Here is a 26,083-nt window from a genome sequence, read left to right on the forward strand (position 1 = left end):
ACCGTGCAAAACCTTAATGACCCGAAAATCATCGTTGCCCTGGACTTCCCCTCCCAGAACCCGGCCCTGGCGCTGGCTGATCAGCTGGACCCGGCCAAATGCCGGTTGAAAGTAGGCAAAGAGTTGTTCACCCGTTCCGGCCCGGAATTGGTCAAATCACTGCAGGGCAGGGGCTTTGATGTGTTCCTGGATCTGAAATTCCACGACATCCCGAACACCACCTCGGCGGCGGTTGCCGCAGCGGCGGATCTGGGTGTGTGGATGGTGAATTTGCATGCCTCCGGTGGTGAGAAAATGATGGTTGCCTGCCGCGAGCGCCTGGAGTCGTTCGGGGCGGATAAGCCGCTGCTGATCGCCGTCACGGTGCTGACCAGTATGTCCGATGCGGATCTGGCCGGTATCGGCATCACCGGTTCCGCAGAGGTCCACGTTTCCCGCCTGGCCACCCTGACCAGAAACTGCGGCCTGGACGGCGTCGTCTGCTCCGCCCAGGAGGCGCCCAGACTGAAAACAGAGCAGGGCGCCGACTTCCAGCTAATCACCCCGGGAATCCGCCCGTTGACCGCCGATAAAGGTGACCAACAGCGCATCATGACCCCAACCGACGCCCTCAAAGCTGGCTCCGACTACCTCGTCATCGGCCGTCCGATTACTCAGGCATCCGATCCTCTGGCCGCCTTGGAGGCGATTCACGCTGAGGTTGTTTCGGTCTGACTTTCGGGCTCTGTCCTAGGTCCTGGCCCTAGCCTGCCCGGTTGGCGGGCGGAGCGCGGATGGGTGTCCCTCCCGAAAAACGCTACGAGCCCCCGCAAGCGGGTCCAGCCAGCAATCATAGATTGCTGTCGTTCGGCTGCGCATGAAGCTTCGCTTCATAAACACTTGCCTCACCCATGTGCGCTTCGCTCCGGCCATCCATGGCCTCCGAGATTTTCGGGAGGGACACCCATTCGCGCCCTTCAGGCAAATGGAGGTGTAGTCAAAGTGCGTTGAAGGAGCTTTCCGGATCCTTTTCAGTGGTAATAGCTTTTTTCCATTCCCAGATTCCCGATTCTTAATTGCCTATACTTGCGTTCGCTGAGTGTCAGGGTGGGATAGCCTTTCCAAAAATCTCGTAGGCCATGGATGGCCGGAGCGAAGCGCACATGGATGTGCTCGTAGCGTTTTTTGGAAAGGCTATCCCACCCTGACACGCCACCAAAACAAGCAGGCTAGGGCGGGAGTTCGGCAAACCGCCAAATGTTGCAGGCAATAGAAACAAGCGAGAGCAAACGAAAAAGCCCGCTAATTCAAAGAACTAGCGGGCTTTCGGAATAGTGGCTCCCCGACCTGGGCTCGAACCAGGGACAAACGGATTAACAGTCCGTTGCTCTACCAACTGAGCTATCGGGGAACGTCGTCATGTGACGAGGCGCGTATATTAAGTTGGCTATACCGCCTCGTCAACCCTCTGACTAAAAATTTTTAGCCAAGCGCCTTCCGCAAACGCTCAACCGCCTTCTGCAGATTATCCATGCTGGTGGCAAAGCTCAGACGCATGTGGCCCGGGCTGCCGAAGGCAGAACCCGGAACCAGGGCTACGCCCGCTTCGGTCAGCAGCTTCTCGGCAAACTCAACGTCTGTGTTCACGCCGTCAGTGGCATTGATTGCGCCCTGGAAGCTTGGGAACACATAGAAGGTGCCGTCACCATTCAGGCATTCAACGCCAGGCAGCTTGTTCAGGGCGGCTACCAGCCAGTCGTGGCGTTCCTTGAACGCCTTGACCATCTCGCCCACACACTCCTGCGGGCCGTCCAGGGCTGCCTGGGCGGCGGCCTGGGAGATAGAGGCCGGGTTGGAGGTGCTCTGGGACTGGATTTTCTTCATCGCGCCGATGATCTTCGCCGGGCCTGCGGCGTAGCCGATACGCCAGCCAGTCATGGAGTAGGCCTTGGACACACCGTTCAGTACGAAGGTACGGTCATACAGCTCCGGGCAGGCGTTCAGGATGTTGCAGAACGGTTTGCCAGTCCACAGGATCGGCTCGTACATGTCGTCGGTGGCAATCATGATATTCGGGTGCTTTTTCAGCACCTCGCCAATCGCCTGCAGCTCTTCCAGGGTGTAAGCCATGCCGCTGGGGTTGGACGGGCTGTTGATCACAAACAGGCGGGTGCGCTCGGTAATAGCGTTTTCCAACTGCTTGGGGGTGATCTTGAAGCGGGTCTCGGCAGAGGTTTCGATAATCACCGGCTTGCCTTCAGCCACCAGCACCATGTCCGGGTAGGAAACCCAGTAAGGCGCAGGGATAATGGCTTCGTCGCCCGGGTTCAATGTGGCCAGGGCAAGGTTGAAAAAGCTCTGTTTGCCACCACTGCTTACCAGGATCTGGTTGGCTTCATATTCCAGGCCGTTGTCCCGTTTGAACTTCGCAATAATCGCTTTCTTCAGGGCCGGCGTACCATCAACGGCGGTGTACTTGGTCTGGCCGTTGTTAATGGCTTCAATGGCTGCCTGTTTGATGTGCTCGGGGGTGTCGAAGTCCGGCTCGCCAGCACCCAGGCCAATAATATCCTGACCGGCCGCGCGGAGTTCTGCGGCTTTGTTGGTGACTGCGAGGGTGGGGGAAGGCTTGATCGCCTGTACTCGGCTGGAAAGTTGAAGGTCCAAACTTGAGCTCCTTAAAGCTGCGTCTTATGGGCTGCGATCGGCCGGGCAACTATGGAGCCAAAGGTGCTGGCTGTTTTTCTCCCAGCCGTCGATCGCACAGATGGTATCATGAAGCAGCCAGAACACTAAATTTCTTGTAGGGGTTGTGCCGTATTGCGGCCGGCGCCGAACCCGGAGGTTAATCGCCAGTTATGGCCAGTAAATCAGCCACTGTTTCCCGTGAAGGTGTGTTCCGAGTTGATTCCCCATATCAGCCGGCCGGTGACCAGCCCAAGGCGATCGCCGGGCTGGTGGACGGCATTCATTCCGGGCTTGCGCACCAGACGTTGCTGGGGGTGACTGGCTCAGGCAAGACGTTCACCATTGCCAATGTGATCCAGGACGTGCAGCGGCCCACCATCATCATGGCCCATAACAAGACCCTGGCGGCGCAGCTGTACGGCGAGTTCAAGGAGTTCTTTCCGGATAACGCGGTGGAGTATTTCGTGTCTTACTACGATTACTACCAGCCGGAAGCCTATGTGCCGTCGTCTGATACCTTCATCGAGAAAGATGCCTCCATCAACGAACACATTGAACAAATGCGTTTGTCTGCCACCAAGGCGTTGCTGGAACGGCCGGATGCGATCATCGTGGCGACGGTGTCGTCCATCTACGGTTTGGGTGATCCGGAATCTTACCTGAAGATGATGCTGCACCTTGACCGGGGTGATCAGATAGATCAGCGCTCGATTCTGCGCCGGCTGGCAGAGCTCCAGTACACCCGTAACGACATAGAGTTCCACCGCGCCAACTACCGGGTTCGGGGCGATGTGATTGATGTGTTCCCGGCGGAATCGGAGCGGGAAGCCATTCGTATCGAGTTGTTTGACGATGAAGTGGAGAACCTCAGCTACTTCGATCCGCTGACCGGCGAGGTACTGCGCCGTGTGCCACGGGTAACCATCTATCCGAAGTCTCACTATGTGACGCCCCGGCAGAAGGTGCTGGATGCGGTCGAGAATATCCGGGCGGAGCTGGACGTGCGTTTGCAGCAGTTGCGGGATAACCACCGGCTGGTGGAGGCCCAGCGCCTTGAGGAGCGCACCCGCTACGACATGGAAATGATGATGGAGCTGGGTTACTGCAACGGCATCGAGAACTACTCCCGCTATTTGTCTGGCCGGGCGCCCGGTGAGCCGCCACCCACCCTGTTTGATTATCTGCCGCCGAACGCCTTGCTGGTGGTGGACGAATCCCACGTGACCATTCCGCAAATCGGCGCCATGTACAAGGGCGACCGTTCCCGGAAGGAAACGCTGGTGGAGTATGGTTTTCGCCTGCCGTCGGCACTGGATAACCGGCCCATGCGGTTTGAGGAGTGGGAGCGAATTGCCCCCCAGATGATCTTCGTGTCGGCCACGCCGGGTAACTATGAGGCGGAGCACGCTGGCCAGGTGGTGGAGCAGGTGGTTCGGCCGACCGGACTGCTGGATCCGGTGATCGAGGTGCGGCCAGCGTCTACCCAGGTGGATGACGTGCTCTCGGAAATCCACGCTCGGGTGGCTGTGGAGGAGCGGGTGCTGGTCACTACCCTGACCAAGCGCATGGCCGAAGACCTTACCGATTTCCTTATGGAACACAACATTCGCGTTCGGTATCTGCACTCAGACATCGACACCGTGGAGCGCGTCGAGATTATCCGGGATTTACGCCGGGGCGAGTTTGATGTGCTGGTAGGCATCAACCTGTTGCGGGAAGGCCTGGATATGCCGGAAGTGTCTCTGGTGGCGATTCTGGACGCAGACAAGGAAGGCTTCCTGCGCAGCGAACGCTCGTTGATCCAGACCATCGGCCGTGCCGCCCGTAACCTCAATGGTAAAGCCATTCTGTACGGGGACCGCATCACCGGTTCCATGCAGCGGGCCATTGACGAAACCGAACGCCGCCGGGCGAAGCAGTTAGCGCACAACGAAGAACACGGTATTACCCCCAAGGGGCTGAACAAGAAAATTGCCGATGTGATGGAAGGTGCCACCGGCGGTGGTCGTGGCCGGCGCAAGGCGGAGCGTCCGGGCCAGAAGGCGGCGGAGGAAGCCGAGAGTTACCTGGTGAAGGCGGGCAAACGCTCACCGGAAGACCTGCTCAAGGAAGTGGCGCGTCTGGAAGACGAGATGTACAAGGCCGCCGCCGACCTGGATTTCGAAACCGCAGCGCGATTGCGGGACCAGATCTCCGAACTCAAGGAAGCGGCTATTCGTACCGGCTGATCAGGGCCGTTTCGGCCCGACGATCACGGCCGCCTGCAAGGGTTGGTTGCGGCCGTAGCTGGACATCTTGCCAAATACCCGTTTGTCGACAGGCAAATATTGTTTGTCGGCCACGGTCTCGCCCACGTCAGTGTCGATCTCCGGGTCGTGCAGGTACACGAAGTCTTCATCCATGGCGCATACGGTCACCCAGTGGGGTACGCGACTGCGGTTAAGCTGCCAGGTACTGATCAGGATGACCGGGATGCGGCCCTCATGCAGGGCGGCTTCCATGGCTTCCAGGGTCAGTGGATCGTGGTGCAGCTGGATGCCGGTCTGGCCAATGTCGTGCAGAAAGCCTTCATGCACCAGTTCCAGTACCCGCTTTTTATCGTCGTTACGCACGGTATCCTTAAACAGGGCGCCTTCCTGACTGATCCAGGCGCTGGCCTCAAAGCCCCGGTGCCAGGCTGACAAGGCCAGGCCATGGGGTCCGCAGCCACCGTGACCGGCGAGCATGAAGATCGTCGTGGCCTCTCGCCAGATTTTCAGTTCTTCCAGGGTGTTCAGTTGCTGGTCTTCGTCCAGGGCGGCCATGGCCATGATCAGGGCAGAGGGGCCGCAGGTAAACTCGGTGGTTTGGGGGTAATAGGGTACCGGGAGATACTCCCGGGAAGGTTCGTAGTAAAGAATACGCCGTTCGAAGCGCAGGGCATCGCCATGGTCTTCGTAATAGTCCCGGTAGGTGCCGAACTGGCGATAGCCCAGTCGTTTGTATAGATTGATGGCGCCGGCGTTATCTTCCCGAACCTCCAGGCGCATGATGATGCGGTCTGCCTCTACGGCTTCCTTCTCCGCTTCCCGCACCAATTGCTCGCCCACGCCCCTGCCTCGCACGGTTGGCGATACCGCGATTGAATAAATCCGTGCCAAACGGGTGGCGGCACTCATCAGTACCAGGCAATAGCCCACCAGCTCGGAGCCTTGCTCTGCCACTATCAGGCGGTCCCTTGGCATTTCCAGAAACCGTCGGAAACTGCGTCGGGAAATACGGTCTTCGGTAAAACAACGATTTTCCAACTGCACCAGGGCAGTCAGATCGTCGGCGACTGCTTGTCGAAGCAAAACATCATGCATGGTTAACAAATCCCGGTCGCGAAAATCGCAGAAGCTGGCGAGCACTTCCACCGCAGCTATTATGGTAGAGACAGGTTGGTTTCGATAGCGGGCGATCATGCGTAAAAGCACGCATCCAGGCTGGATTGTACCAGGCGTCACAGCGGCGTATTGTTGCGCCCATTACCCGGCTGAACCTTTCAGGGAGGAACGCCTTTAATGTCCCGTTTGTTAATCGTTGTGGACCGTGCCAAAGACTGGTCACCCTATTACCCCAGCGAGGATGTACTGACCTTTGATCAGTATCTGAATTTTTCCGCCCCCGCCAATAGCCGGGTGCGCGTGATCAACCTTTGCCAGAGCGCGAAATACCTGAGCCGGGGTTATTACTGCTCCTTGTTGGCAGAGGCCCGGGGCCACCATGTGGTGCCCTCGGTGATGACCTTGAACGATTTGAGTCGCAAGGGCTTGTTTTCGCTGGAACTGGAGGAGCTGGATCACAGCGTCATTCAGTGGCTGGAGCAGGAAGCCAGGGAAATCGACCCGGCCACTGATGAGCGGGACGCCACCCACGAAGTGCGCATTCGCACCTATTTTGGCCAGGCGGAGCATGCGGATCTCAAGCCGGTAGCCCGGGCCTTGTTTGAGCGCTTTCCCTGCCCAATCCTGGAAGTGGTGTTCCGCCACCGCAAGCAATGGCAGATTGAATCCATGAAACCGGCCGCCCCGGCCGATCTGGATGAGCGCGAACAGGACGTGTTTGCGGCAGCGCTGGATCGTTTCAGCAGCATGATCTGGCGTAAGCCGAGAACGCGTCGGCGCTATCGTTTTGATCTGGCCATGCTGGTGAACCCGGAAGAGGAAATGCCCCCGAGTGATGAGGCCGCCCTAAAAAGATTCGAGCGGGCAGGGCGAAAGCTGGGCATCAATGTAGAGAGAATTACCCGTCGGGACTACATGCGGTTGCCGGAATACGATGGCCTGTTCATTCGGGAAACCACCGCGATTGATCACCACACCTACCGGTTTGCCCGCAAGGCAGAGGCGGAGGGCATGGTGGTTATTGATGACCCGGTCTCGATACTGCGTTGCACCAACAAAGTGTTCCTGGCGGACCTGCTCAAGAACAACAAGGTGCCAACCCCAAAAACACTGATCCTGTCCAAAGATCAGAAAGATGCGGTTGATCAAGTGGTCAGTGAGCTGGGTTTCCCGGTGGTCATCAAGATTCCGGACGGGGCCTTCTCAAGGGGCGTGGCCAAAGCCAAGGATGAGAAAGAGCTGCGGGCCGGCCTTAAAGAGCTGTTCAAGCAATCTGCACTGGTGTTGGCCCAGGAGTATTTTTACACCGATTACGACTGGCGCATTGGTGTGTTGGGCGGCCGTGCCATCTATGCCTGCAAATACATGATGGTGAAGGGGCATTGGCAGATCTACCAACACGGTGGCGCGGCGGTGGAAAGCGGCGGGTTTGAAACCATGCCTACCTATGAGGTGCCCCGGAATGTCATCCAGGCGGCGCTGAACTCCACCCGACTGATCGGTAATGGACTGTATGGGGTGGACATCAAACAGGCCGGCAACCGGGTGGCCGTCATTGAGGTAAACGACAACCCCAGCATCGATTCCGGTGTGGAAGACAAATTCCTGGGCGGCGAGCTTTATACCCTGGTAATGCAGGAGTTCCTGTCCCGCATGGAAGAAAACCGGCGCCGGTAATACCGGCGCTTGATCAGCTTGCAGACACCCAAACCCGGACTGAACCAAACCAGGGATAGGGTGCCAGCACCTCCCGGACGCTTTCGGTGGTCAACGCGGGTGCGGGATGCTGTTCGTCCAGGAAGACTTCGATATGAACCCGGTTTTTGAGGTAATGCAGTCTCAGCCGGCTATGTGGTGGCAGCTCACCGAGCTGCTGCGACAGCAGGTGGCGGATATCCTCGCGGCTGGGTAAGTGTGGGTCGGTCTGATGCGGTGTGTGTTCGTCGTTCTCGGCATCGATATGAAAGTTGATGTCCCGGATATTATCGATGGCGTCCCTCATGCCGGAAACCACCTTCATGCCGATCTGGTGTCCCTCAGAAACGCTTATCTCAGGCCGAACAACCAGGTGGACATCCAGTAGTATGTCGTGACCCATACGCCGGCTGCGTAGCTCGTGAACATTACGCACGCCGTCTGTGTCCATGGCAATGGCTCGCAACACCCGGGTATCTTCCGCAGACAGTCCGGTATCGACGAGTTCCTTGACGCTGTCCCAGGTGAATTTCCAGCCAATATGAATAATGATGCCGGAGATAACCACAGCGGCAAGGGTATCCAGCCAAACATATCCGACCATTGCACCGACAGTGGAAACCAGAACAACGACCGATGAAAATGCGTCTGTCCGGCTGTGCCAGGCGTTTGCGATCAGCAGGTCGGATCGAATTTTGATGCCCACATGGCGGGTATAACGGTAGATCCATTCCTTGGAGGCGACCGATATCCCCGCAGCAACCAGAACCGGCCAGCCCGGTACCGCGAGATCCTCTCCGGAGACCAGGCGCAGAATGTTCTCCCAGGCCAGGGCTGCGCCCACGGCGATCAGTATGCTCCCCAGCAGGAGTGTGCCGAGCGTCTCGATGCGCTGATGTCCGTAGGGATGGTCATCATCCGGGCCTTTACGGGACAGTCGCATCACTGCGAGAACAACCCAGTCGGAGACAACGTCGGTAAACGAGTGGATGCCATCCACCACCAGGGCGTGGGAATGAAAAAGAGTGCCGCCAATAATTTTTATCACACCAAGGACTGCATCCAGGACCATGCCAATAATGGTGACCCGGGAGGCGGCGTGTTTTTCCTGTTGCAAGTCCTTGTCAGTCCGTAGATGGGCCTTTGGGGGCTGATCCATGGCTCAGGCTCCGATCATTCTGTTGGTAGCCAGTATAGCAGCAGGAATGGAAAATTTGGGGAGAATTAATCGGGAAACGCAGGTCGATTTATGCACATGATGACAAAGTCGTTACCCACTACCACTTTGTAACCAAAGTCGTCAAATGGTTATTTTGTCTTTTTAAGTCATTGATTTTAAAATAAAAATTAACTGATCAAAAAATGATCAATTTGTAGGCTGGCGCAGTTATCAAGGGGTCGAGACGCTTGCCCCGACATTTTCAACAGAGTTATCCACAGATTCCGTGGAAAAGCCCCGCCAGCCGCTGAGGCATGGGCTTTTACGTTGTATTGAAGGTTCGGGAGGATGGTGTGGAAAACTTCCGGTATACTCCGGCCACCCCTCGGCAAGGAGCTCCAAGATGTACAGCATGCTACGTAATTTACTTTTCCGGCTGCCCCCGGAACAGGCCCATAATGCTGCCCTCAGGGGGCTGGATCTGGCCTACAAAACCGGCATTATAAATATTATTTCAAAGCGCCCGGAGCCGTGCCCGGTTAATGTCATGGGGCTGGAGTTCCCCAATCCGGTAGGCCTGGCCGCCGGCCTGGACAAAAATGCTGACCACCTGGATGCCCTGGGAACCCTGGGTTTCGGGTTCATTGAAGTGGGCACCGTCACACCCCTGGCACAGCCGGGCAACCCCAAGCCGCGGATGTTCCGCCTGCCCGAAAACCAGGCCATCATCAACCGCATGGGCTTCAATAATGAAGGCCTTGGTCATCTGGTGCGCAATGTTGAGAAGCGTCGTTATCGCGGTATCCTGGGCATTAACGTGGGCAAGAACAAAGATACCCCGAACGAGCAGTCCGAACAGGACTACCGTAAGGGTATCGCCGCAGTTTACCCCCATGCCGACTACATCACGGTAAACGTGTCGTCGCCAAATACCCCGGGGCTGCGTGATCTGCAGTTCGGCGACTCGTTGAAGCAGCTATTGCACGCGATCAAAGACGAACAGGCGATCTGCGAGAAAAATATTGGTCGTTATGTACCGGTGGCTGTGAAGATTGCCCCGGATATGGATGATGCAGGCATTCGCTTTGTCGCCGGGGCATTACTCGAGGCGGGCCTGGATGGTGTGATTGCCACAAACACCACTATCAGCCGGGAAGCGGTTCAAGGACACAAGCACGAGCAGGAAGCTGGCGGTTTGAGTGGTGCACCGGTGCGCGAGGCGTCTTTACGGGTTATTCAGGGGTTGTACGCCGAGTTGGGGGACAGAATACCGATTATTGGCGTTGGCGGTATCACTGATGGCGAGAGTGCGGCCGAGAAAATCCGGGCAGGGGCGAAACTGGTGCAAATCTACACCGGCTTTATTTACAAAGGCCCAGCTTTGATTAACGAAGCAGTAGAAGCGATCAGGAAAGAACAGCATAAGTAGTGAGGCCAGAAAGAAGGCGGGCCCGCTGAGCGGGCCCTTGCGGGGAACGAACCCCGTAGCGCTTCTTCGCATGGTACGGGGCGGGAGGCCCCGTTTTGGTTGCTCTGGTTACTGCGTCAGATTGTGGTGTAGCTACAACTAAAAGAGATCAGGTTAAACGGGGTATGCCAACACCGCGGTCACGTTGCGGTTACGTTGGCAAGTTTGTGGATGCCGGAGACGCCGGTCATGCCCTCCCAGTTATCTGTGCGGCCTTCTCGCCACCCGTTCAGCCATTCCTGGCGTACCTCTGCTTGGTCTAACGGGCAGCTGTCTTTGGATTTGCCGGACACGCCAGCGAGATAACCCCGCTTGAATGCACGAGCGTACATGTCTCTCTTCTGTCTTTTCATGCCGTTCCTCACTGATGGATTAACAGAACAAGCGTGTACACATCTGCTGTGGCCATGGTAAAGAAGGCACCCATCCGGGATAACCCACTATTGCCAGTTCCGGCCAGAGCAGTCAGGATCCTGTTAACGGAAGCACGGTTATGTTGGCTTCCAGAACGACGCGTCAACTACAAGGTAAGACGAACCTTGCGCGGATGTACACTATTTATTTCATCTATATGAAGCTTTTCTTATAGGTTTGTGAAATAACGATGACGGCCCGAATTCGGGTTTTGCTGCTATTCCGGCGGCTTACCGGCTCTATCCAGAAAACCAGGAGTTGATTTTGTCCAAGCATGTCTTTTTCGTAACCTGCCCCAAGGGTGTTGAGTATCTCCTGGCCGATGAGCTGGAAAGCTTTGGCCTGGCTCAAGTGCGCAACGCGCCGGCGGGCGTCTGGGTAGAAGGGGAGCTGGAAGCCGGATATCGCGCCTGTTTGTGGTCCCGGCTGGCCAACCGGGTCATCCTGCACATTGCTGAGGTGGATGCCCGTAGTGCTGACGAACTTTATGAGGGCGTGGTGTCTTTAGACTGGCAATCGCACATTCCCGTCAACGGCAGCTTTCGAGTGACTTTCCTGGGGCAGAACGAAGAAATTCGGAACACACAGTTCGGTGCCCAGAAAGTCAAAGACGGTATCGTAGACAGCATTCGGGGCGCAGGCCTGCCGCGGCCCTCGGTCGCACCAAAAGATCCGGATGTCACCATCTCTGCTCGCCTGAACCGGGGGCGGCTGTCGGTTGGGCTGGACCTTAGCGGGCATAGCTTGCACATGCGGGGATACCGTACTGAACAGGGTCTTGCGCCGTTGAAGGAAAATCTCGCGGCCGCGTTGCTGCTGCGGGCCGGATGGCCGGAAATTGCCGCCGCCGGCGGCGACTTTGTTGATCCCATGTGTGGCTCCGGAACGCTGGTGATTGAAGCAGCGTTGATGGCGCTGGACATTGCGCCGGGCCGAAAGATTGAGCGTTTTGGTTTTGAAAAATGGCCAGGGCATCAGCCGGAACTTTGGCTGGCATTGCGCCAGGAAGTCGAGCGCCGCGCACATGAAGGCAAAAACAAGCGCATACCGGCGTTTGCCGGTTTCGATCAGGACGACCGGGTGATCGACACGGCCCGCAACAACCTGCGCCGGGCTGGTCTGGACAACATCGTAAGCGTAGAGCCCCGGCCGGTATCGGCGTTTGAGCGGCAGCTGGACTGGGCGGATAAGGGCCTGGTGCTGACCAATCCTCCCTATGGTGAACGCCTGAGCGAGCGCAAAGAGCTGGCCGCGCTTTATCAAACCCTCGGTGAAACCGTCTTGCGTGAACTGCCGGGGTGGCGCCTGGCCGTGTTCACCGGTGCACCGGAATTCGGTAAATCCATTGGCCTGCGAAGCTTCAAGCAATACAAATTGTTTAATGGCAAGTTGCCAGCGCAGCTGTTGTTGTTCGAGGTGCAGCCTGAAAACGCCCGCACACCGCGAGACCCGGCTGCGCCCGGGCAGGTTATGCCACGCATCGCCAACCCCGAACGGGCAGACATGCTACGTAATCGCCTTAAGAAGAACCTGAAAACCATCGGCCAGTGGGCGCGGAAGCAGAATGTCAGCTGCTACCGGCTTTACGATGCCGATATGCCTGAATACGCGTTGGCCATCGACCTATACGATGGCAGGGTGCACGTGCAGGAGTACCTGGCCCCGAAGTCTATCGATGAAAAAGCCGCCCGGGAACGTCTGGCCGAGGCTCTGGCGGTCATACCGGAGGTGCTGGACGTTGCCCCCGAGAATCTGGTGTGCAAACAACGCCAGCGTCAAACCGGCACCAAACAGTATGAGAAACAGGCCGCAACCGGCGAATACTTCAACGTGCACGAACACGGCTGCACCCTGAAGGTAAACCTGAAAGACTACCTCGACACCGGCCTGTTCCTGGATCACCGCCCGGTGCGCCACTGGATTCAGCAGCATGCCCGTGGCAAACGCTTTCTGAACCTGTTCTGTTACACCGGCGCAGCCACGGTACACGCAGCCGTTGGCGGCGCCAGCCGGTCCCTGAGCCTGGATATGTCAAAAACCTACGTGAGCTGGGCCCAGGACAACCTGGCCCTGAACGGCGCCGACCTGCGCAAGCACGTGGTAGAGCAGGCGGACTGCCTGTCCTGGCTGGCGGACCGCAAAACCGCCAACCAGACCTTCGACCTGATCTTCATGGACCCGCCCACGTTCTCCAATTCCGCCCGAATGGCCGGTGTTCTGGATATCCAAAGGGATCATGGCACCATGGTTCGTCAGTGTATGGAGCGGTTATCCAGCGATGGTCTGTTGATCTTCTCCAACAACTTTCGGAAGTTTAAACTGGACGAAGACCTGGCGGCAGAATTCGAAGTGAAGGAAGTGACCGCCAGTACGCTGGATAAAGACTTCCAGAGAAATCAGAAGATTCACCGCTGCTGGCACATTCAGCACCGCGCCTGATATCGGGGGAGGAGGCAGGTGGGGCCTTCTTTCCTGGAAACGCTACGAGCACATCCATGTGCGCTTCGCTCCGGCCATCCATGGCCTCCGAGATTCCAGGAAAGAAGGCCCCACCTGCCTCGCCAGACTCTGGCGCTGGATTCGTTGGAAATCCAACGCGGGTCAGAATTCGTAACGCAGCCCCGTAGAAAACTGAAACGTATTGGCACTACTGCCAGTGTCTTTGAACAACCGCCCACCCTCAAACACCAGGAAGGTGTTGCTCAACACCTCGAAGTCCACCCCGGCCAGCCAGCTGATGCTGAAACTGCTGTCGGGGTAATCGCCCTCGAGATCCCGGAACTGCGCGTTGTAGCTTTCCTCACGGTTGGGCAGGGTTGCCTCGCCTTTTACGTGGGTAAAACCGGCCTGCGCATACACGTTGGCATAATCGGTAATCGGGTAGTGCAGGCCCATGTACCAGCTGGCGAAGTAATCGACAGCCAGGGTCAGGTCGCCACCGGAAACATCGGCATCGTTGAAGCCGCCACCCAGACGGATCTCGGCGTGAATCAGGTCGTTCAGGTGACCACCGATAACCAGCGTACCGGCTTGGCCCCAGGCATCCTCCTTGGTGCGCTCACCGATAGAGCGGTGCTCCAGAGCGGTCACCAGTAGGCCAACGTAGTGCTTGTCAGAACGAGGAGTGTCTTGTGCCTGTGCCGACAATGGGGCGAGGCTGATGGCCATCAGGCTGGAGCTGAGGAAACGTAGTGCGACCTTGTTCATTATTATCCGGCTTCCTGTCAGTAACGTTGCTGACGCCAGATTCTGCCTTGTGTAACGCTTTGTTACGCAGACGCCGGTCACACTTCCCCGTGTCAGCCGGCCCGCTTACAGGTCAGCCAGAAGGCCTTCCTCCTGCGCAAGCATCAGCAGGGCGTAAACGCCATTCTCCGGGAGTTGTGGTTCCAGGCCTTCGTCAAACATCAGTTGCCGACGGCGGTCTTCAAGGGTGTCGCTGTCGATGCCGGTAAACAGTTCGGAAATTGGAGCAATCTCGAAAGGGGCATCCTGGCTGACGGCACTGAAAATCAGGTCGATCAGAATTTCATCCGGGTCTATGCCATCCACGTATACGGTCTGGTCTGGCAGGTCCTGATGGAGTTCCTGAACCAGTTCAAGCAGCGGCACGCCCTGTTCTTCCAGGTACCGCAGGTCAAAGTCGCCCAAATCGCCGTCGTCTGGCAGCCAGGCTTCCTCCGGGGCTATAACCACGGTTTTCATCTGGCCGTCGGCCAGCGACCAGGCCATGGCGACGGGGAACAGGGCGTCGTCAGTCTGACAGTATTCGATGTCCAGGAATCGGGGTATCGACACAGTGGGCTCCGGCGTTGATCATTGGGTGCGTATAGGGACTAACCGGCAGCCTGGTAGGAGCGGGGCCGGCTTCGTGCCATACTGTAGCCGCCATTATCATGCAATCAGGAAGATCATGGAACACACTGAATTTAATAATGACTTGATTGAATTTCTGAATGCCTCTCCAACACCGTGGCATGCAGTAAGTACCATGAAGTCCAGGCTTGATGCCGCCGGTTTTCAGCAGCTGGACGAGCGGGAAGAGTGGGCGCTGGAGCAGGGCCGGGGCTATTACGCCATTCGCAATGGCTCCTCCATCATTGCCCTCCGTACCGGTAAGAATGACGTAGTGACTTCCGGCATCCGGATGGTGGGTGCTCATACCGACAGCCCCTGCCTGAAGGTAAAGCCAAACCCCGAAATCCGCCGCAAGGGCTTTTTCCAGTTGGGTGTGGAAGTGTACGGCGGCGTGTTGCTGAACCCGTGGTTCGACCGGGATCTGTCGTTGGCCGGCCGGGTTACGGTTCTGGATGAGGACGGTAAGGTTCGGGATACCCTGGTGGACTTCCGTAAGCCGGTGGCAATTATTCCCAGCCTGGCCATTCACCTGGACCGTGAAGCCAACAGCAATCGTTCAGTGAATGCCCAGACCGACCTGCCTCCGGTGGTTATGCAACTGCCGGAAACCGATACAACTTCATTTGCTGACTTGCTGCGTGAGCAGTTGGTCAGTGAATCCGGCCTGAAGATTCGTAAGGTGCTGGGCTATGAGTTGAGTTTCTACGATGCCCAGGGCGCGTCCTTCGTGGGTCTGCGTAAAGAGTTTCTGGCTTCTGCCCGGCTTGATAACCTGTTGAGCTGCTATATCGGTTTGCAGTCGCTGTTGAACACCTCTGGTGATGAAGCCGCGCTGCTGGTGTGCAATGATCACGAAGAAGTCGGCAGCATGTCGGCGGAAGGTGCCCAGGGGCCATTCCTGGGAGCCGTGCTGGAGCGCTGGTGTGGCGCAGGCAAGGGCAGGGCGATTGCCCGCTCCATGATGATTTCCGCGGATAACGCCCACGGTGTGCACCCGAATTTCATGGACAAACACGATGAAAACCACGGTCCGATCCTGAACCAGGGGCCGGTCATCAAGGTTAACCACAACCAGCGCTACGCCACCAACAGCCGGTCGGCCGCTCTGTACCGGCATATCAGTGATGAGCTTGGCCTGCCGCACCAAACATTTGTGGTACGCAGTGACATGGGTTGTGGCAGCACCATCGGGCCGCTGACCGCCGGTAATCTGGGCGTGACCACGCTGGATATCGGTGTGCCGCAGTTCGCCATGCATTCCATCCGTGAAATGATCGGTAGTCAGGATGGTTATACCCTGTACCAGGTTCTGAAGGAGTTTATGCAGCGGGAAGAGGTTTTCTGAGGCAGAAATGAAAAAGCCGCTGATGTTGAATCAGCGGCTTTCTCGGAATAAGTGGCTCCCCGACCTGGGCTCGAACCAGGGACAAACGGATTAACAGTCCGTTGCTCTACCAACTGAGCTATCGGGGAACAGCATCAAGTGGCGGGCATATTAAGTTCTTTAATAGTGTTCGTCAACCCCCTGAAAAGAAAGGTCAAAATTTGCACAAGCGCAGTCAATCGGGCTACCGCCCACCGGTCTGGTTACGTAACGGGCACATCCAGTCTGTGTGGCCGACGCTGTTCCGGAACGTGACCATGCCACAGCCGGAAACCGCTGTTCTGGCGACGCCGGATAACGACGAACTGCACCTGGACTGGTACCGTCAAGGCAGTGACCGCCTGGCCATTGTGTCCCATGGTCTGGAAGGCCACAGCCGGCGCCCCTATGTGCTCGGGCTGGCGCGGGCGTTAATGGCGGATGGCTGGGATGTGCTGGCCTGGAACTTCCGATCCTGCGGCGGGGTGATGAATCGCCAACCACGGTTCTATCACAGTGGCGCCACGGAAGACCTGCATACGGTGGTGTCCCACGCGCTGGAGGGCCACTACAACAACCTGTTCCTGTCTGGCTTCAGCATGGGCGGCAACCTCACCCTGCTTTACCTCGGCCAGCAGGGTGAGCGGGTTGACAGTCGCATCAGCGGTGCCGTTGCCTATTCGGTGCCCGCAGACCTGGCTGGTAGCGCGGATATGCTGGCCCTGCCCAGTCGCAGGATCTACATGCAGCGCTTTCTGAGGGATCTGCACGGCAAAATGCAGGAAAAGGCCCGTCGGTTTCCGGATCTGATTGACGTGACCGGGTTCGACAACATCCGCAACTTTCACGAATTTGATAACCGCTACACCGCACCCCTGCATGGCTTCCGGGATGCCCAGGACTACTGGGCCAGCTGCTCGGCACTGTTTCGGTTGAAGGACATACGGGTACCGGCGTTGATGGTTAATGCGGTAGACGATCCCTTCCTGTCAGCCCGATGTTTCCCGGAAGGCCGTAAGGTCCTGGGCGCCTACGTTACCGTCGAGGCGCCAAAGTGGGGCGGGCATGTGGGATTTGTCGAGCTGGCCCGTGACGGTTACTACTGGTCTGAGCGCAGGGCGCTGGGGTTCCTGTCCAGAATTAACGGCTCCAGCTGAGGCCATACGTTGTCCAGCAGCACCGGCTGGGCGGCTTCGGTGGGGTGAATGCCGTCTTCCTGCATTAACCCATCGGCGTTGTAGATGCCCTCGAGAAAGAAGGGAACCAGTGGGGTGTCGTAGCGGTCAGACAGGTTCGGGAAGATGTCCGCAAACATGCGGGTGTAACGCTGGCCGTAGTTGGGTGGAATCTGCATGCCCACCAGCACCGGGGTGGCGCCGATATCCCGCACCTGCTCGATCATGTCGGCGAGGTTAGATTCGATCACATTCGGTGGAAAGCCGCGCAGGCCGTCGTTACCGCCAAGCTCGATGATCACGACGTCTGGCTGGTTTTTCTGAAGCAGTTCAGGCAGCCGCCGCAGGCCGCCATCGGTCGTTTCGCCGCTTATACTGGCGTTCACAACGTTCCAGTTCAGGCCCTGTTCATCAAGTCTGTCCCTCAGCAGTTGAACCCAGGCGGTTTCGGATGGCACGCCATAGGCGGCACTGAGGCTGTCGCCGACTACCAGCAGTGTGTTCTGGCTGGCCAGGGCGGAGAGCGACAGCAACATCAGTGCTGAGAGGGCAAATGATCTGACCAACGCCGATACCGTATTCATAGTAAATTCGTATACCCTTTACAGATTCAATAAAACACAGCACCAGACAACGGAGCCACCGTGAACCAGATGACGGATCCCAAGTTAGCCGCCACAAACCCCATGTTACGGGTGACCGATCTTACCCACCGGGTGAGCCTGGAAACTGATACGTTGACGATCTTGCAGGGGGTCAGTCTGGAAATCAATCGGGGAGAGTCCGTAGCCATTGTTGGCCGCTCCGGTTCCGGAAAAACCACTTTGCTCGGATTGCTTGCCGGGCTGGACACCCCGACCGAAGGGAAAGTAGAGCTGGACGGTGCTGAAATCAGTAGCCTGACGGAAGACCAGCGAGCACAGCTCCGGGCGAGCCGGGTTGGCTTCGTGTTCCAGTCATTCCAGCTGTTGCCGGCGCTGAGCGCGCTGGAGAACGTCATGCTGCCCCTCGAACTGGCGGGGATGGAATCGCCGGAGGCGCGGGCCAAAGAGCTGCTGGAGCGTGTAGGGTTGGGTGAGCGCCTGAGCCACACGCCACGGCAATTGTCTGGTGGTGAGCAGCAGCGGGTCGCCATTGCCCGCGCCTTTGCTTCAGACCCGGTGATCCTGTTTGCCGATGAGCCCACCGGCAATCTGGATAACCGCACGGGCCAGGCGGTGTCGGATCTGCTGATGGACCTGAACCGGGAGCAGGGCACTACATTGGTCATGGTCACCCACGATGAACACCTGGCAGCCCGGTGTGGCCGGCAACTTCACATTGAAGCCGGTGTGCTGACAGAGCCGGAAGCGGCCCGGGAGTTGGCTGACTGATGGCGGCTGCAAAAAAACTGATGTCGGTGCGCCGGGACTGGCGCGAACGTGATGTACGGGTTGTGTTGGTGGCCCTGGTGATTGCCGTGGCCACCGTGGCCACCATTGCCCTGTTCGCCAACCAGCTGCAGCGAACCCTGGTGTCTTCGGCCAGCTCCTTTCTGGCCGCGGACCGTCAGCTTGAGGCGGAAAATGGCCGGCCAGTGCCAGGTGAATGGATTGACGAAGCTCGTGATCGGGGCCTGGAAACCGGCCAGCTGATTGAATTCTCCACCATGGTCTTTGGTGAGGGCGGGTTCCAGCTGGTGTCGGTCAAGGCTGTCAGCGACGAATACCCGTTGCGTGGCGAGATCGAAATTCAGCCAGGCGCGGATGCTGCTCGCCAAACCGTGGGCGCCGGCCCCGGGCGGGGCGAGATCTGGGTCAACCCCAGGTTGCTGCGTTTGTTGGAGCTGGAGATTGGTGAAACGCTGGAGGTGGGTAATCTTGAACTGGAGATCACCAGCCTGCTGATACGGGAGCCGGACGGCGGCTTCCGGCTTTCTTCCCTGGCACCCCGTGTGATGATTCATGTGGACGACGTGCCCGGCACCGGCGTGATACAGGAAGGCAGCCGTGCCGAGTACGTGTACTTGTTCGCCGGCCCGGACAACCTGCTTGACGATTACTATCAATGGCTGGAGCCGCGCCTGGAACCAAGCCATGAATGGGAAAGCGTACGCGATGGCGAAACCTTCTCCCGGTCCCTGGAGCGTGCTGAACGTTTCCTGTTGCTCGGTGGCAGCCTGGCGGTTCTGCTGGCGGCAGTGGCTGTGGCGGTTGCCAGCCGGCAGTACGCCTTGTCTCAGAGGGATACCGTGGCACTTCTTAAGACCCTCGGGCTGTCTAGCCGGGGAATTGGCGGCCTTTACCTGCGCCGGTTGGCGCTGTGGGGTATCGCCGGGGTGATTGGTGGTCTTCTGGTGGCGCTGCCGCTGTTCTGGATTCTGGTTCGCCTGTTGAGTGACGTATTGGAGCAACCGGTCGATTTCCATCTGGCGCCTTCGGCCCTGGTGCCGGCCTTGCTCACGGCCCTGGTTTCCCTGTTCGCGTTTGCCTATCCGCCCATTCGCCGGCTGCGTAATGTGGCTGCCATGCGGGTTCTAAGGGCGCAGCCCGGGGAAAGTGGGCGAGACGCGATCCCCGATATTGCGATTGCGATTCTGGCCGTGTTTGGTCTGGTCTGGTTATACGCGGGCGAGGTTGCTCTGGTGTTTGCCTTGTTGGGCGGCCTGGCTCTCTTATTGGCGGTGTTGGCGCTGGTTGGTGGGCTTATGGTGGCCATCCTGCGCCGTGTACGGGGCGGCGGTAATGCCTGGCGCCTGGCTCTGGTGGGTCTGTATCGGCATCGGCAGGCCAGCATGGCGCAGATGGCGGTGTTTGCCATGACCTTGATGCTGGCGGCCACGCTGATTCTGGTGCGCACCTCGTTGCTGGACGACTGGCAGGCCCAGTTACCGGATAATGCCCCCAATCACTTTTTGATCAACATCGCGCCGGATGCGGTGGACGACGTGGAAGGCTTCTGGGCAGAGCGTGACGCCCCATTGGATACAATCTATCCCATGGTGCGCGGGCGTTTGACGGAACTGAATGATCAGCCAGTTCTGGAGGCCGTGAGCAAGGATGAACGCATTGGTGCCCTGAACCGTGAGCTGAACCTGACCTGGATGGCGGAGCTGCCTGAAGATAATGAGATTGTCGCCGGCGAGTGGTTTGCCCCCGGCGACACCATCGGTGTGTCGGTTGAGGCAGAGCTGGCGGAACGTATGGGGCTGGTCATGGGGGATCGCCTGACCTTCACCATTGGTTCGGAAACAGTCACAGAGCCGGTCACCAGCATTCGTACGGTGCAATGGGACAGCATGAAACCCAACTTCTATATGGCCTTCCCGCCGGGCGGTGGGCTTACGGATATGCCTGGTACCTGGATTACCAGTTTCCATCTGGATGAGGGTAACAAAGTGGCGCTGAACGAGTTTTCACGCAGTTTCCCGACCGTCTCGGTTCTGGAGATCGATCATATCATTGAGCGTATCCAGCAGATTGTGCGCCAGGTTACCCAGGCCATTGAAGCCATTCTTGCGCTGATCCTGGCGGCGGCCCTGGTGGTCATGGCGGCGGTGGTCAGTGCCACGCTACGGGACCGTCAGCGGGAGGGCGCCTTGCTTCGCACCCTGGGCGGCCAGCAGTCGTTGCTTACCCGCAGCACTATGCTGGAGTTTGCCCTGCTGGGCTTCGTGGCGGGTATTATGGGGGTACTTGCAGCAGAGGCTGCGGTGTATGCACTACAGCTCCGAATGTTTGAAGGCAATTTCCGCTGGCACTGGCAGGTGATGCTGCCCATTCCTTTCATCAGCGCGGTGCTGCTGGCGTTGTTCGGGCGCTGGCAGTTGCGCCCGGTTCTCAGTGTGTCACCCATGCTGCTGTTGCGGCGGCTGGAATAAACTGTCAGCGATAGTTCGCGAGAATGGCCTGTAGCTCGCCGTTCTCGCGAACCCTTTGCAGCTCCTCGTTGAAGGCCTGCACGAACTCCGTCCACTCCGGGCGAACCATGATCCGGAAACCATACTGGCTGATGGCAGTCTCGGAGCTGCTGAAATGTTCTGCCATGCCCTCGGTTTTCAGAATCCACTGGCCGACAAGTCGGTCAGCCAGGGCGGTATCAAAGCGCTCGCCGTGCAGCAGAAACCGGAACATATCCCGGTCACGGGAGACGTCAAAACGCCGAATCTGTTCACTTTCGAAGTAGGAATCAAGGGCAGGGTACATGTAGCCCAGGTGAGTAACCACGGTTTTTCCGAACAGGTCGCTCGGGTGGTTGTACTCAAATTCGGCGCCGTTTGCGAAGAAGAACACTTCCTCTACGTGGACAACCGGGTTGGTGAACAGATACTGCTCGGGCTTCTCCGTCCATTCGATGGCACGGGGGGTGCCGTCCAGGAAACCGTCGGCCAGCATCTGGTCGACCCGCTTTCTTGGAATTTTCATGAACTCCAGATCGTAACCGAGGCGCGGCACTATCAGCGCGACCACGTCCCACATGATGCCGGAGGGCTTTTCTCCATCCACAATCAGGTATGGGGGGTAGCCGTTGGGGGAAATGTTGAAACGGAAGGTTCCGGATTGGTCTTCGCCACTGTGTGCCGCCATGGACAGGCACAGGCTCGCCGTCAGGATGGCAAGGCTACGGCGTGAAAAAAGCGATGCTCTGGACAATAGATCTTTCATTCAAAGAAACTCAGGTTGTTGCAGGCCACTGCGGTATATCGATCAAACTTACCCGGCCAACTCCCTGCCAGAACCTTGCTAAATAGTAACGACTTCCTCCTATAAATCAATCATTGTGAATCTGACTTTGGGCTAACCCATCGAACGATGGGTTAGCCCAGCCAACTCTGCGATCAGGCCCAGGCGCGCCGCAGCACCGAAAGGGCGTCTTCCTTGGTGACTTCCCGCGGGTTGAACATGATGGAGCCATCATCCAGCGCCATTTCGGCGATGGCCTCCAGCTGACTCTCCAGCACCTTGCCGGTTTCCTTCAGGGTACGGGGCAGCTCGCAGCGTTTATGCAGTGCGTCCCTGAGCTTGCGGATGGCGGAAATGCTGGCCTCGGCACGGCGGGCTGCAGGGGTTGCCGAGTAAACTTCCGGGCCTTCCAGATAGAGAAGCAGTTCGCCCAGGGGTTCACGGATGCTTTCAATATTGAATTCGAGTACATACGGCAGGTACAGGCTCATGCACAGGCCATGGGGCAGGTGGCAGATCGCGCCGGTTGCGTGGCCCAGGGAGTGTACCAGCCCAACCATGGAGTTGGAGAAGGCAATGCCGGCCATGGTAGAGGCCTGGGCCAGTTCAAGCCGCCCGTTCTCGTCTTTGGGGTTGTCCATCACCGCCAGAAGTGACTGGCTCACCTTTTTGATGGCAGCCGTGGCGTAGGCATCGCTCAGCGGATTCTTGGCCATGCAGGTAAACGCTTCGACCGCGTGAGTCATGGCATCCATGGCGGTTGCGGCGGTGATATGGGGAGGCAGGGTCAGCGTCATCCGTGGGTCGATGATCGCCGCATTCGGCAACAGGAACGATGAGGTGAACGGCAGCTTCACGCCTTTTTTCTCATCGGTAATCACGGCAACGGATGTGACTTCAGAGCCCGTTCCGGCTGTGGTTGGTACCACGAAGAAGGGCTTCAGGGGATGCTTTAGAATACCTGCGCCACTGTACTTGGCGATGTCATCGCCACCTTCGGAAACCAGAATGTTGACGGCTTTGCCGGTATCAATGGCGGAACCGCCGCCCACGGCAATAATGGAATCGCACTTTTCCTTGCGGTAAACCGTGGCGATATCGCGAACCACCGTTGTGGAGGAATCCGGGGGTACGTCGTCATAAATAGAGACGATTTCCAGTCCGCTTTCTTCGCAAGCGGCGATCACAGGGTCAAGCAGGCCTGCCGCCCGAACACCCTTATCGGTAACAATCATCGGGCGCTTGGCTGCCAGCCCGGTCAATTCAAACGGAATGTGTTCCAGGGCGGCTTTGCCGGCAATCACTTTTACCGGGCAGAAGAACTCGTAGTATTTGTTGGTCATTATGCTCTCGCTGTCTCGACAAAGTTGGTGGCGACTTTCAGGTAGATGCGGGCTCCGCTGATCAGTTTTTCAGGCAGATGCAGGTTGGCCGGGTATTCCTTGACCGCTCGCTGCGCGACCAGCTTGGGTAGGATGAACGACTCCAGGCGGTTGAGCACACGGGTCATACGCACGGCGTAACTGACATCACCATCTACCAGCATGCGGTCGTTGGCAAAGGCCACCGAGGTCTTTTCCTGGAAGGACAGTACCAGGAACGCATGGGCCATATGCTTGAACTGAATGGAAAGGTGCACCGGCCGGGGAGCACTGTCGCCGTGGAAATGCAGTTTGCCATCTCCGGTGTGCTCAACGATTAGCTTGGGGCCATTGGGCATCACCTGCATCTCGAACAGAAATCCTTCGGGCAGGGCGCGAGTTTCGTTTCGGGTTTGTTCGTCTACTTCGCTGATCGCCTGCAGGGCCCGGCCCATTACCTGGAACATCAGTTCCACATAGGACCGCCTTGCGTGGGAAATCATCGGTTGAAGTCGCTTTACGAGCATGATCGCCATCCGATTGTTGTTTGTTTGACTGATTTTTAGAGTTATTGCTCTAAATGTCAATGCAATCTGTGACGGCTTTTTTGCGTCAGCGTGGCAAATGCTTTAGCCATAAAAAAACCGGGAGCGTTAAGCCCCCGGTTTGTCCCCGCCAGGTGTATGCTATTGGGACAGATCGGCTAGCTTCCTTTTGGCTTCCTCACCCACATCGCCACCGGCTTCGGCGGCTTTCGAGTAATACCCAATGGCGTCATTCCGACGGTTTTGACGGCTGGCAATATCGCCAAGCCGAAGATAGGCAATGGACGTAGGCACTACCTGATTGGCACGCTCAAGGTGTCCACGGGCTTTGTCCAGATTATTCATGGCCAGTGAGTTCAGGCCGTTGTAGAGCTGGTACTGGAACATCTCAGGGTACAGCGACACCGCCTTGTCGAAATCCGCCTGGGCTTTCTCCATCTGCTTCTGCTCTTTATAGATACGCCCTCTGAGGGCGAAGAACATGGCCTCGCGCGGTTCCAGCTCGATCGCCTTGTTGATGGAATCAAGGGCCGCGTTCATATCGCCTTTGGAGGCCAGTTCCATGGCCTTGTCGTGGGCGTCATAGGCGGGCTGGAGCTCTTTCAGCAGGGCAATGCGCCGTTGGTAAATGTCGCGGCCCCGGAAGCCACCGGTTCCCAGCTCTGAGGCCAGGGCCTGGTTCTCCCGAACCCGCCTGGCTGAAGGCGGGTGGGTGGCGAACATGCCGTCCAGCCAACTTGTCTGCCGGCCCTGGGACAATTCCAGAAACAGCTCTTGCAGCTCAACCGCTGCCTGAGGATCGTAACCGGCGGCTTTCATGTAACGAATGCCGTAGTGGTCGGATTCCAGTTCATCACCCTGGCTGTACTGTGCCAGGGCCAGCTGCGCGCCCACGGCCGCGCCGCCCATGATCAGCCCCGCCCATTCGTTATCAGATAACGCAAAACCAAGGCCGGCTACGCCAGCGCTGATCAGCATGCCCTGTTGCATGCGTTGCACGCTGTGCTGTGCCGCAGCGTGGACAATCTCATGCCCCATCACAGCGGCCAACTGGGCTTCATCCTCAAACTTGACCAGCAAGCCCCGGTTGATGGCGATCTTGCCCCCAGGCAAAGCCCAGGCATTGGGCACGCTGCTATTGAGTATTACAAACTCGTATGGCAAATCGGGGCGATCACTAACCCGAGCCAGCTTCATGCCGACTTCGCGAACATAGACTGTCAATTCCGGGTCCAGATAAAACTGCCCACCCTGGGTTTGCTGGGTTGGGGTGTAGTGCTCGGCCCCGAGCGCCAATTCCTGGCTTTCAGGGATCAAAGACAGCTGCTTTTTGCCGGTGACCGGGTTTACGGCACAGCCCGCGATGGCAAGAAACATCACCGAGAGTAACGTCAGTCTCAGAATTTGTCCGGGGTTCACATCCGACTCCTTTGGGCGACCGGTTCCGTGGACGCGCAATTGTTGATTTGGGTGTTTCATTATATAGCACAGTACGACCGGTGTTTTAGTGTCAGACCACCCGGGTTGTGGCCGGTTCATGCACCTTCGCGTATTATTGTTAAGCAACCTTTCTGCCATCTACGTTACAACGGATCGATAACCACGCATGGGCTATTACCTGGAACTCATCGCATTGTTCTGGTTTCTGGTGTGCTGGGTAGGCTACACCTGGTATTCCCGAAATCGGGCAAGTACTCGCGCCTGTCTCTCGAACACGCTGGATATGTACCGTGAAGACTGGATGCGGGTAATGCTCAAGCGGGAGAACCGGATATCGGACGCTTCCGTGGTCGGTAACCTCGAACGCAATGGCGCCTTCTTCGCATCCAGCTGCCTGCTGATACTGGCTGGTATCATCACTGCACTCGGCTACACCCGCGAAGCGATGGAAGTGTTCGCCACCATGCCTTTCAGCGCCGTACCGACCCGCGAAATCTGGGAGCTTCGGTTGGTGGTGTTGCTGGTGGTGTTCGTGTATGCCTTCTTCAAGTTCACCTGGTCCATGCGCATGTATAACTTTGTGGCGGTGATGATAGGCAGCGCGCCCCTACCGGACGACACCAAAACCAGCCCCGCCGCCCGGGAGGCCTTTGCCCGCAGTGCCGGCAACATCTGCAACCTGGCAGGGGACGCGTTTAACCTTGGGTTGCGGTCCTATTATTACGCCCTGGCCGTGGTGGCCTGGTTTATCCATCCCATGGTGTTTATAGCGGCTTCTACCCTGGTGGTTATCGTACTTTACCGTCGGGAATTCCAGTCTGATGCGTTGGTTGCCCTGCGTGCCGGGAAAGTGTTCGAAGAACCCGTACCCGGTAAACAGGCTACAGAAACCACCCCGAAAAGCTGAATTGC

Annotated in this window: 21 protein-coding genes and 2 tRNA genes; 10 read left to right on the forward strand and 13 right to left on the reverse strand. The window is 57.8% G+C overall.

Annotated elements, in window-relative coordinates:
- Nucleotides 1-3 precede the first annotated feature (3 nt).
- On the forward strand, nucleotides 4-714 hold the full coding sequence (gene pyrF / locus ACZ5Q2_RS12085; RefSeq protein ID WP_432210064.1) for an orotidine-5'-phosphate decarboxylase: 711 nt from the start codon (nucleotides 4-6) through the stop codon (nucleotides 712-714).
- 600 nt (nucleotides 715-1,314) lie between these two features.
- Here pyrF and ACZ5Q2_RS12090 read toward each other — a convergent pair.
- Together ACZ5Q2_RS12090 and ACZ5Q2_RS12095 are read right to left on the reverse strand one after the other, a co-directional pair.
- Nucleotides 1,315-1,390, reverse strand: a tRNA-Asn gene (locus tag ACZ5Q2_RS12090).
- 71 nt (nucleotides 1,391-1,461) lie between these two features.
- Nucleotides 1,462-2,646, reverse strand: coding sequence for a pyridoxal phosphate-dependent aminotransferase (locus tag ACZ5Q2_RS12095; protein WP_061332747.1), 1,185 nt, complete (start codon nucleotides 2,644-2,646; stop codon nucleotides 1,462-1,464).
- Nucleotides 2,647-2,837: 191 nt separating this feature from the next.
- Here ACZ5Q2_RS12095 and uvrB point away from each other — a divergent pair, with 191 nt between their 5' ends.
- Nucleotides 2,838-4,895 (forward strand): excinuclease ABC subunit UvrB, encoded by a 2,058-nt coding sequence (gene uvrB, locus ACZ5Q2_RS12100; RefSeq protein WP_432210063.1) that lies wholly within the window; start codon nucleotides 2,838-2,840, stop codon nucleotides 4,893-4,895.
- Here the strand turns inward: uvrB and rimI are convergent, their stop codons facing one another.
- Nucleotides 4,896-6,011, reverse strand: coding sequence for a ribosomal protein S18-alanine N-acetyltransferase (gene rimI / locus ACZ5Q2_RS12105; RefSeq protein WP_432210062.1), 1,116 nt, complete (start codon nucleotides 6,009-6,011; stop codon nucleotides 4,896-4,898).
- Nucleotides 6,012-6,209: 198 nt separating this feature from the next.
- On the opposite strand from rimI, the gene ACZ5Q2_RS12110 reads away from it, so the two are divergent.
- Complete coding sequence (locus tag ACZ5Q2_RS12110; RefSeq protein WP_138437592.1) at nucleotides 6,210-7,709, forward strand: RimK family protein; 1,500 nt, start codon at nucleotides 6,210-6,212, stop codon at nucleotides 7,707-7,709.
- A 13-nt stretch (nucleotides 7,710-7,722) separates the two neighbouring features.
- Here the strand turns inward: ACZ5Q2_RS12110 and ACZ5Q2_RS12115 are convergent, their stop codons facing one another.
- Entirely contained in the window at nucleotides 7,723-8,886 is a 1,164-nt protein-coding gene (locus ACZ5Q2_RS12115; protein WP_286922091.1) for a cation diffusion facilitator family transporter, read from the reverse strand.
- A 403-nt stretch (nucleotides 8,887-9,289) separates the two neighbouring features.
- On the opposite strand from ACZ5Q2_RS12115, the gene ACZ5Q2_RS12120 reads away from it, so the two are divergent.
- On the forward strand, nucleotides 9,290-10,315 hold the full coding sequence (locus ACZ5Q2_RS12120) for a quinone-dependent dihydroorotate dehydrogenase (RefSeq protein ID WP_432210061.1): 1,026 nt from the start codon (nucleotides 9,290-9,292) through the stop codon (nucleotides 10,313-10,315).
- Between the two features lie 179 nt (nucleotides 10,316-10,494).
- Here ACZ5Q2_RS12120 and rmf read toward each other — a convergent pair whose 3' ends face one another.
- A complete protein-coding gene (gene rmf, locus ACZ5Q2_RS12125) occupies nucleotides 10,495-10,707 on the reverse strand; it encodes a ribosome modulation factor (RefSeq protein ID WP_058090550.1) in 213 nt (70 codons plus the stop codon).
- A 325-nt stretch (nucleotides 10,708-11,032) separates the two neighbouring features.
- On the opposite strand from rmf, the gene rlmKL reads away from it, so the two are divergent.
- Nucleotides 11,033-13,207 (forward strand): bifunctional 23S rRNA (guanine(2069)-N(7))-methyltransferase RlmK/23S rRNA (guanine(2445)-N(2))-methyltransferase RlmL, encoded by a 2,175-nt coding sequence (gene rlmKL, locus ACZ5Q2_RS12130; protein ID WP_432210060.1) that lies wholly within the window; start codon nucleotides 11,033-11,035, stop codon nucleotides 13,205-13,207.
- A gap of 162 nt (nucleotides 13,208-13,369) precedes the next feature.
- Here the strand turns inward: rlmKL and ACZ5Q2_RS12135 are convergent, their stop codons facing one another.
- Together ACZ5Q2_RS12135 and ACZ5Q2_RS12140 are read right to left on the reverse strand one after the other, a co-directional pair.
- The gene (locus ACZ5Q2_RS12135) at nucleotides 13,370-13,975 is read right to left on the reverse strand and encodes an outer membrane beta-barrel protein (RefSeq protein WP_061332753.1); all 606 of its coding nucleotides are present in this window, start codon (nucleotides 13,973-13,975) and stop codon (nucleotides 13,370-13,372) included.
- A 105-nt stretch (nucleotides 13,976-14,080) separates the two neighbouring features.
- Complete coding sequence (locus ACZ5Q2_RS12140; protein ID WP_061332754.1) at nucleotides 14,081-14,566, reverse strand: hypothetical protein; 486 nt, start codon at nucleotides 14,564-14,566, stop codon at nucleotides 14,081-14,083.
- Between the two features lie 115 nt (nucleotides 14,567-14,681).
- Here ACZ5Q2_RS12140 and ACZ5Q2_RS12145 point away from each other — a divergent pair, with 115 nt between their 5' ends.
- A complete protein-coding gene (locus tag ACZ5Q2_RS12145) occupies nucleotides 14,682-15,971 on the forward strand; it encodes a M18 family aminopeptidase (protein WP_061332755.1) in 1,290 nt (429 codons plus the stop codon).
- A 52-nt stretch (nucleotides 15,972-16,023) separates the two neighbouring features.
- On the opposite strand, the gene ACZ5Q2_RS12150 is transcribed toward ACZ5Q2_RS12145, so the two are convergent.
- A tRNA-Asn gene (locus ACZ5Q2_RS12150) sits at nucleotides 16,024-16,099 on the reverse strand.
- Between the two features lie 168 nt (nucleotides 16,100-16,267).
- On the opposite strand from ACZ5Q2_RS12150, the gene ACZ5Q2_RS12155 reads away from it, so the two are divergent.
- Nucleotides 16,268-17,146, forward strand: coding sequence for a YheT family hydrolase (locus ACZ5Q2_RS12155; protein WP_082780596.1), 879 nt, complete (start codon nucleotides 16,268-16,270; stop codon nucleotides 17,144-17,146).
- On the opposite strand, the gene ACZ5Q2_RS12160 is transcribed toward ACZ5Q2_RS12155, so the two are convergent.
- Complete coding sequence (locus ACZ5Q2_RS12160) at nucleotides 17,089-17,748, reverse strand: arylesterase (protein ID WP_061332758.1); 660 nt, start codon at nucleotides 17,746-17,748, stop codon at nucleotides 17,089-17,091. The two genes, ACZ5Q2_RS12155 and ACZ5Q2_RS12160, sit on opposite strands and share 58 nt — an antisense overlap.
- A 69-nt stretch (nucleotides 17,749-17,817) precedes the next feature.
- On the opposite strand from ACZ5Q2_RS12160, the gene ACZ5Q2_RS12165 reads away from it, so the two are divergent.
- Both ACZ5Q2_RS12165 and ACZ5Q2_RS12170 read left to right on the forward strand, forming a co-directional pair.
- On the forward strand, nucleotides 17,818-18,537 hold the full coding sequence (locus tag ACZ5Q2_RS12165; RefSeq protein ID WP_061332812.1) for an ABC transporter ATP-binding protein: 720 nt from the start codon (nucleotides 17,818-17,820) through the stop codon (nucleotides 18,535-18,537).
- The gene (locus ACZ5Q2_RS12170; RefSeq protein WP_061332760.1) at nucleotides 18,537-21,023 is read left to right on the forward strand and encodes an ABC transporter permease; all 2,487 of its coding nucleotides are present in this window, start codon (nucleotides 18,537-18,539) and stop codon (nucleotides 21,021-21,023) included. Before ACZ5Q2_RS12165 ends, ACZ5Q2_RS12170 begins: the two co-directional genes overlap by 1 nt.
- 4 nt (nucleotides 21,024-21,027) lie before the next feature.
- Here the strand turns inward: ACZ5Q2_RS12170 and ACZ5Q2_RS12175 are convergent, their stop codons facing one another.
- The 4 genes from ACZ5Q2_RS12175 to ACZ5Q2_RS12190 form a co-directional block, all read right to left on the reverse strand.
- Nucleotides 21,028-21,807: a substrate-binding periplasmic protein gene (locus ACZ5Q2_RS12175; protein WP_058090558.1), complete on the reverse strand. Its 780-nt coding sequence runs from the start codon at nucleotides 21,805-21,807 to the stop codon at nucleotides 21,028-21,030.
- Between the two features lie 173 nt (nucleotides 21,808-21,980).
- Nucleotides 21,981-23,168, reverse strand: a complete 1,188-nt coding sequence (locus tag ACZ5Q2_RS12180; RefSeq protein ID WP_152438323.1) for an iron-containing alcohol dehydrogenase — start codon at nucleotides 23,166-23,168, stop codon at nucleotides 21,981-21,983.
- A complete protein-coding gene (locus ACZ5Q2_RS12185; RefSeq protein ID WP_432210059.1) occupies nucleotides 23,168-23,713 on the reverse strand; it encodes a hypothetical protein in 546 nt (181 codons plus the stop codon). Before ACZ5Q2_RS12185 ends, ACZ5Q2_RS12180 begins: the two co-directional genes overlap by 1 nt.
- Nucleotides 23,714-23,872: 159 nt before the next feature.
- Nucleotides 23,873-25,108 (reverse strand): M48 family metalloprotease, encoded by a 1,236-nt coding sequence (locus tag ACZ5Q2_RS12190; protein ID WP_432210711.1) that lies wholly within the window; start codon nucleotides 25,106-25,108, stop codon nucleotides 23,873-23,875.
- 229 nt (nucleotides 25,109-25,337) lie between these two features.
- On the opposite strand from ACZ5Q2_RS12190, the gene ACZ5Q2_RS12195 reads away from it, so the two are divergent.
- Complete coding sequence (locus tag ACZ5Q2_RS12195) at nucleotides 25,338-26,078, forward strand: DUF599 domain-containing protein (protein ID WP_432210058.1); 741 nt, start codon at nucleotides 25,338-25,340, stop codon at nucleotides 26,076-26,078.
- Nucleotides 26,079-26,083 lie beyond the last annotated feature (5 nt).

Source organism: Marinobacter alkaliphilus (assembly GCF_055394375.1).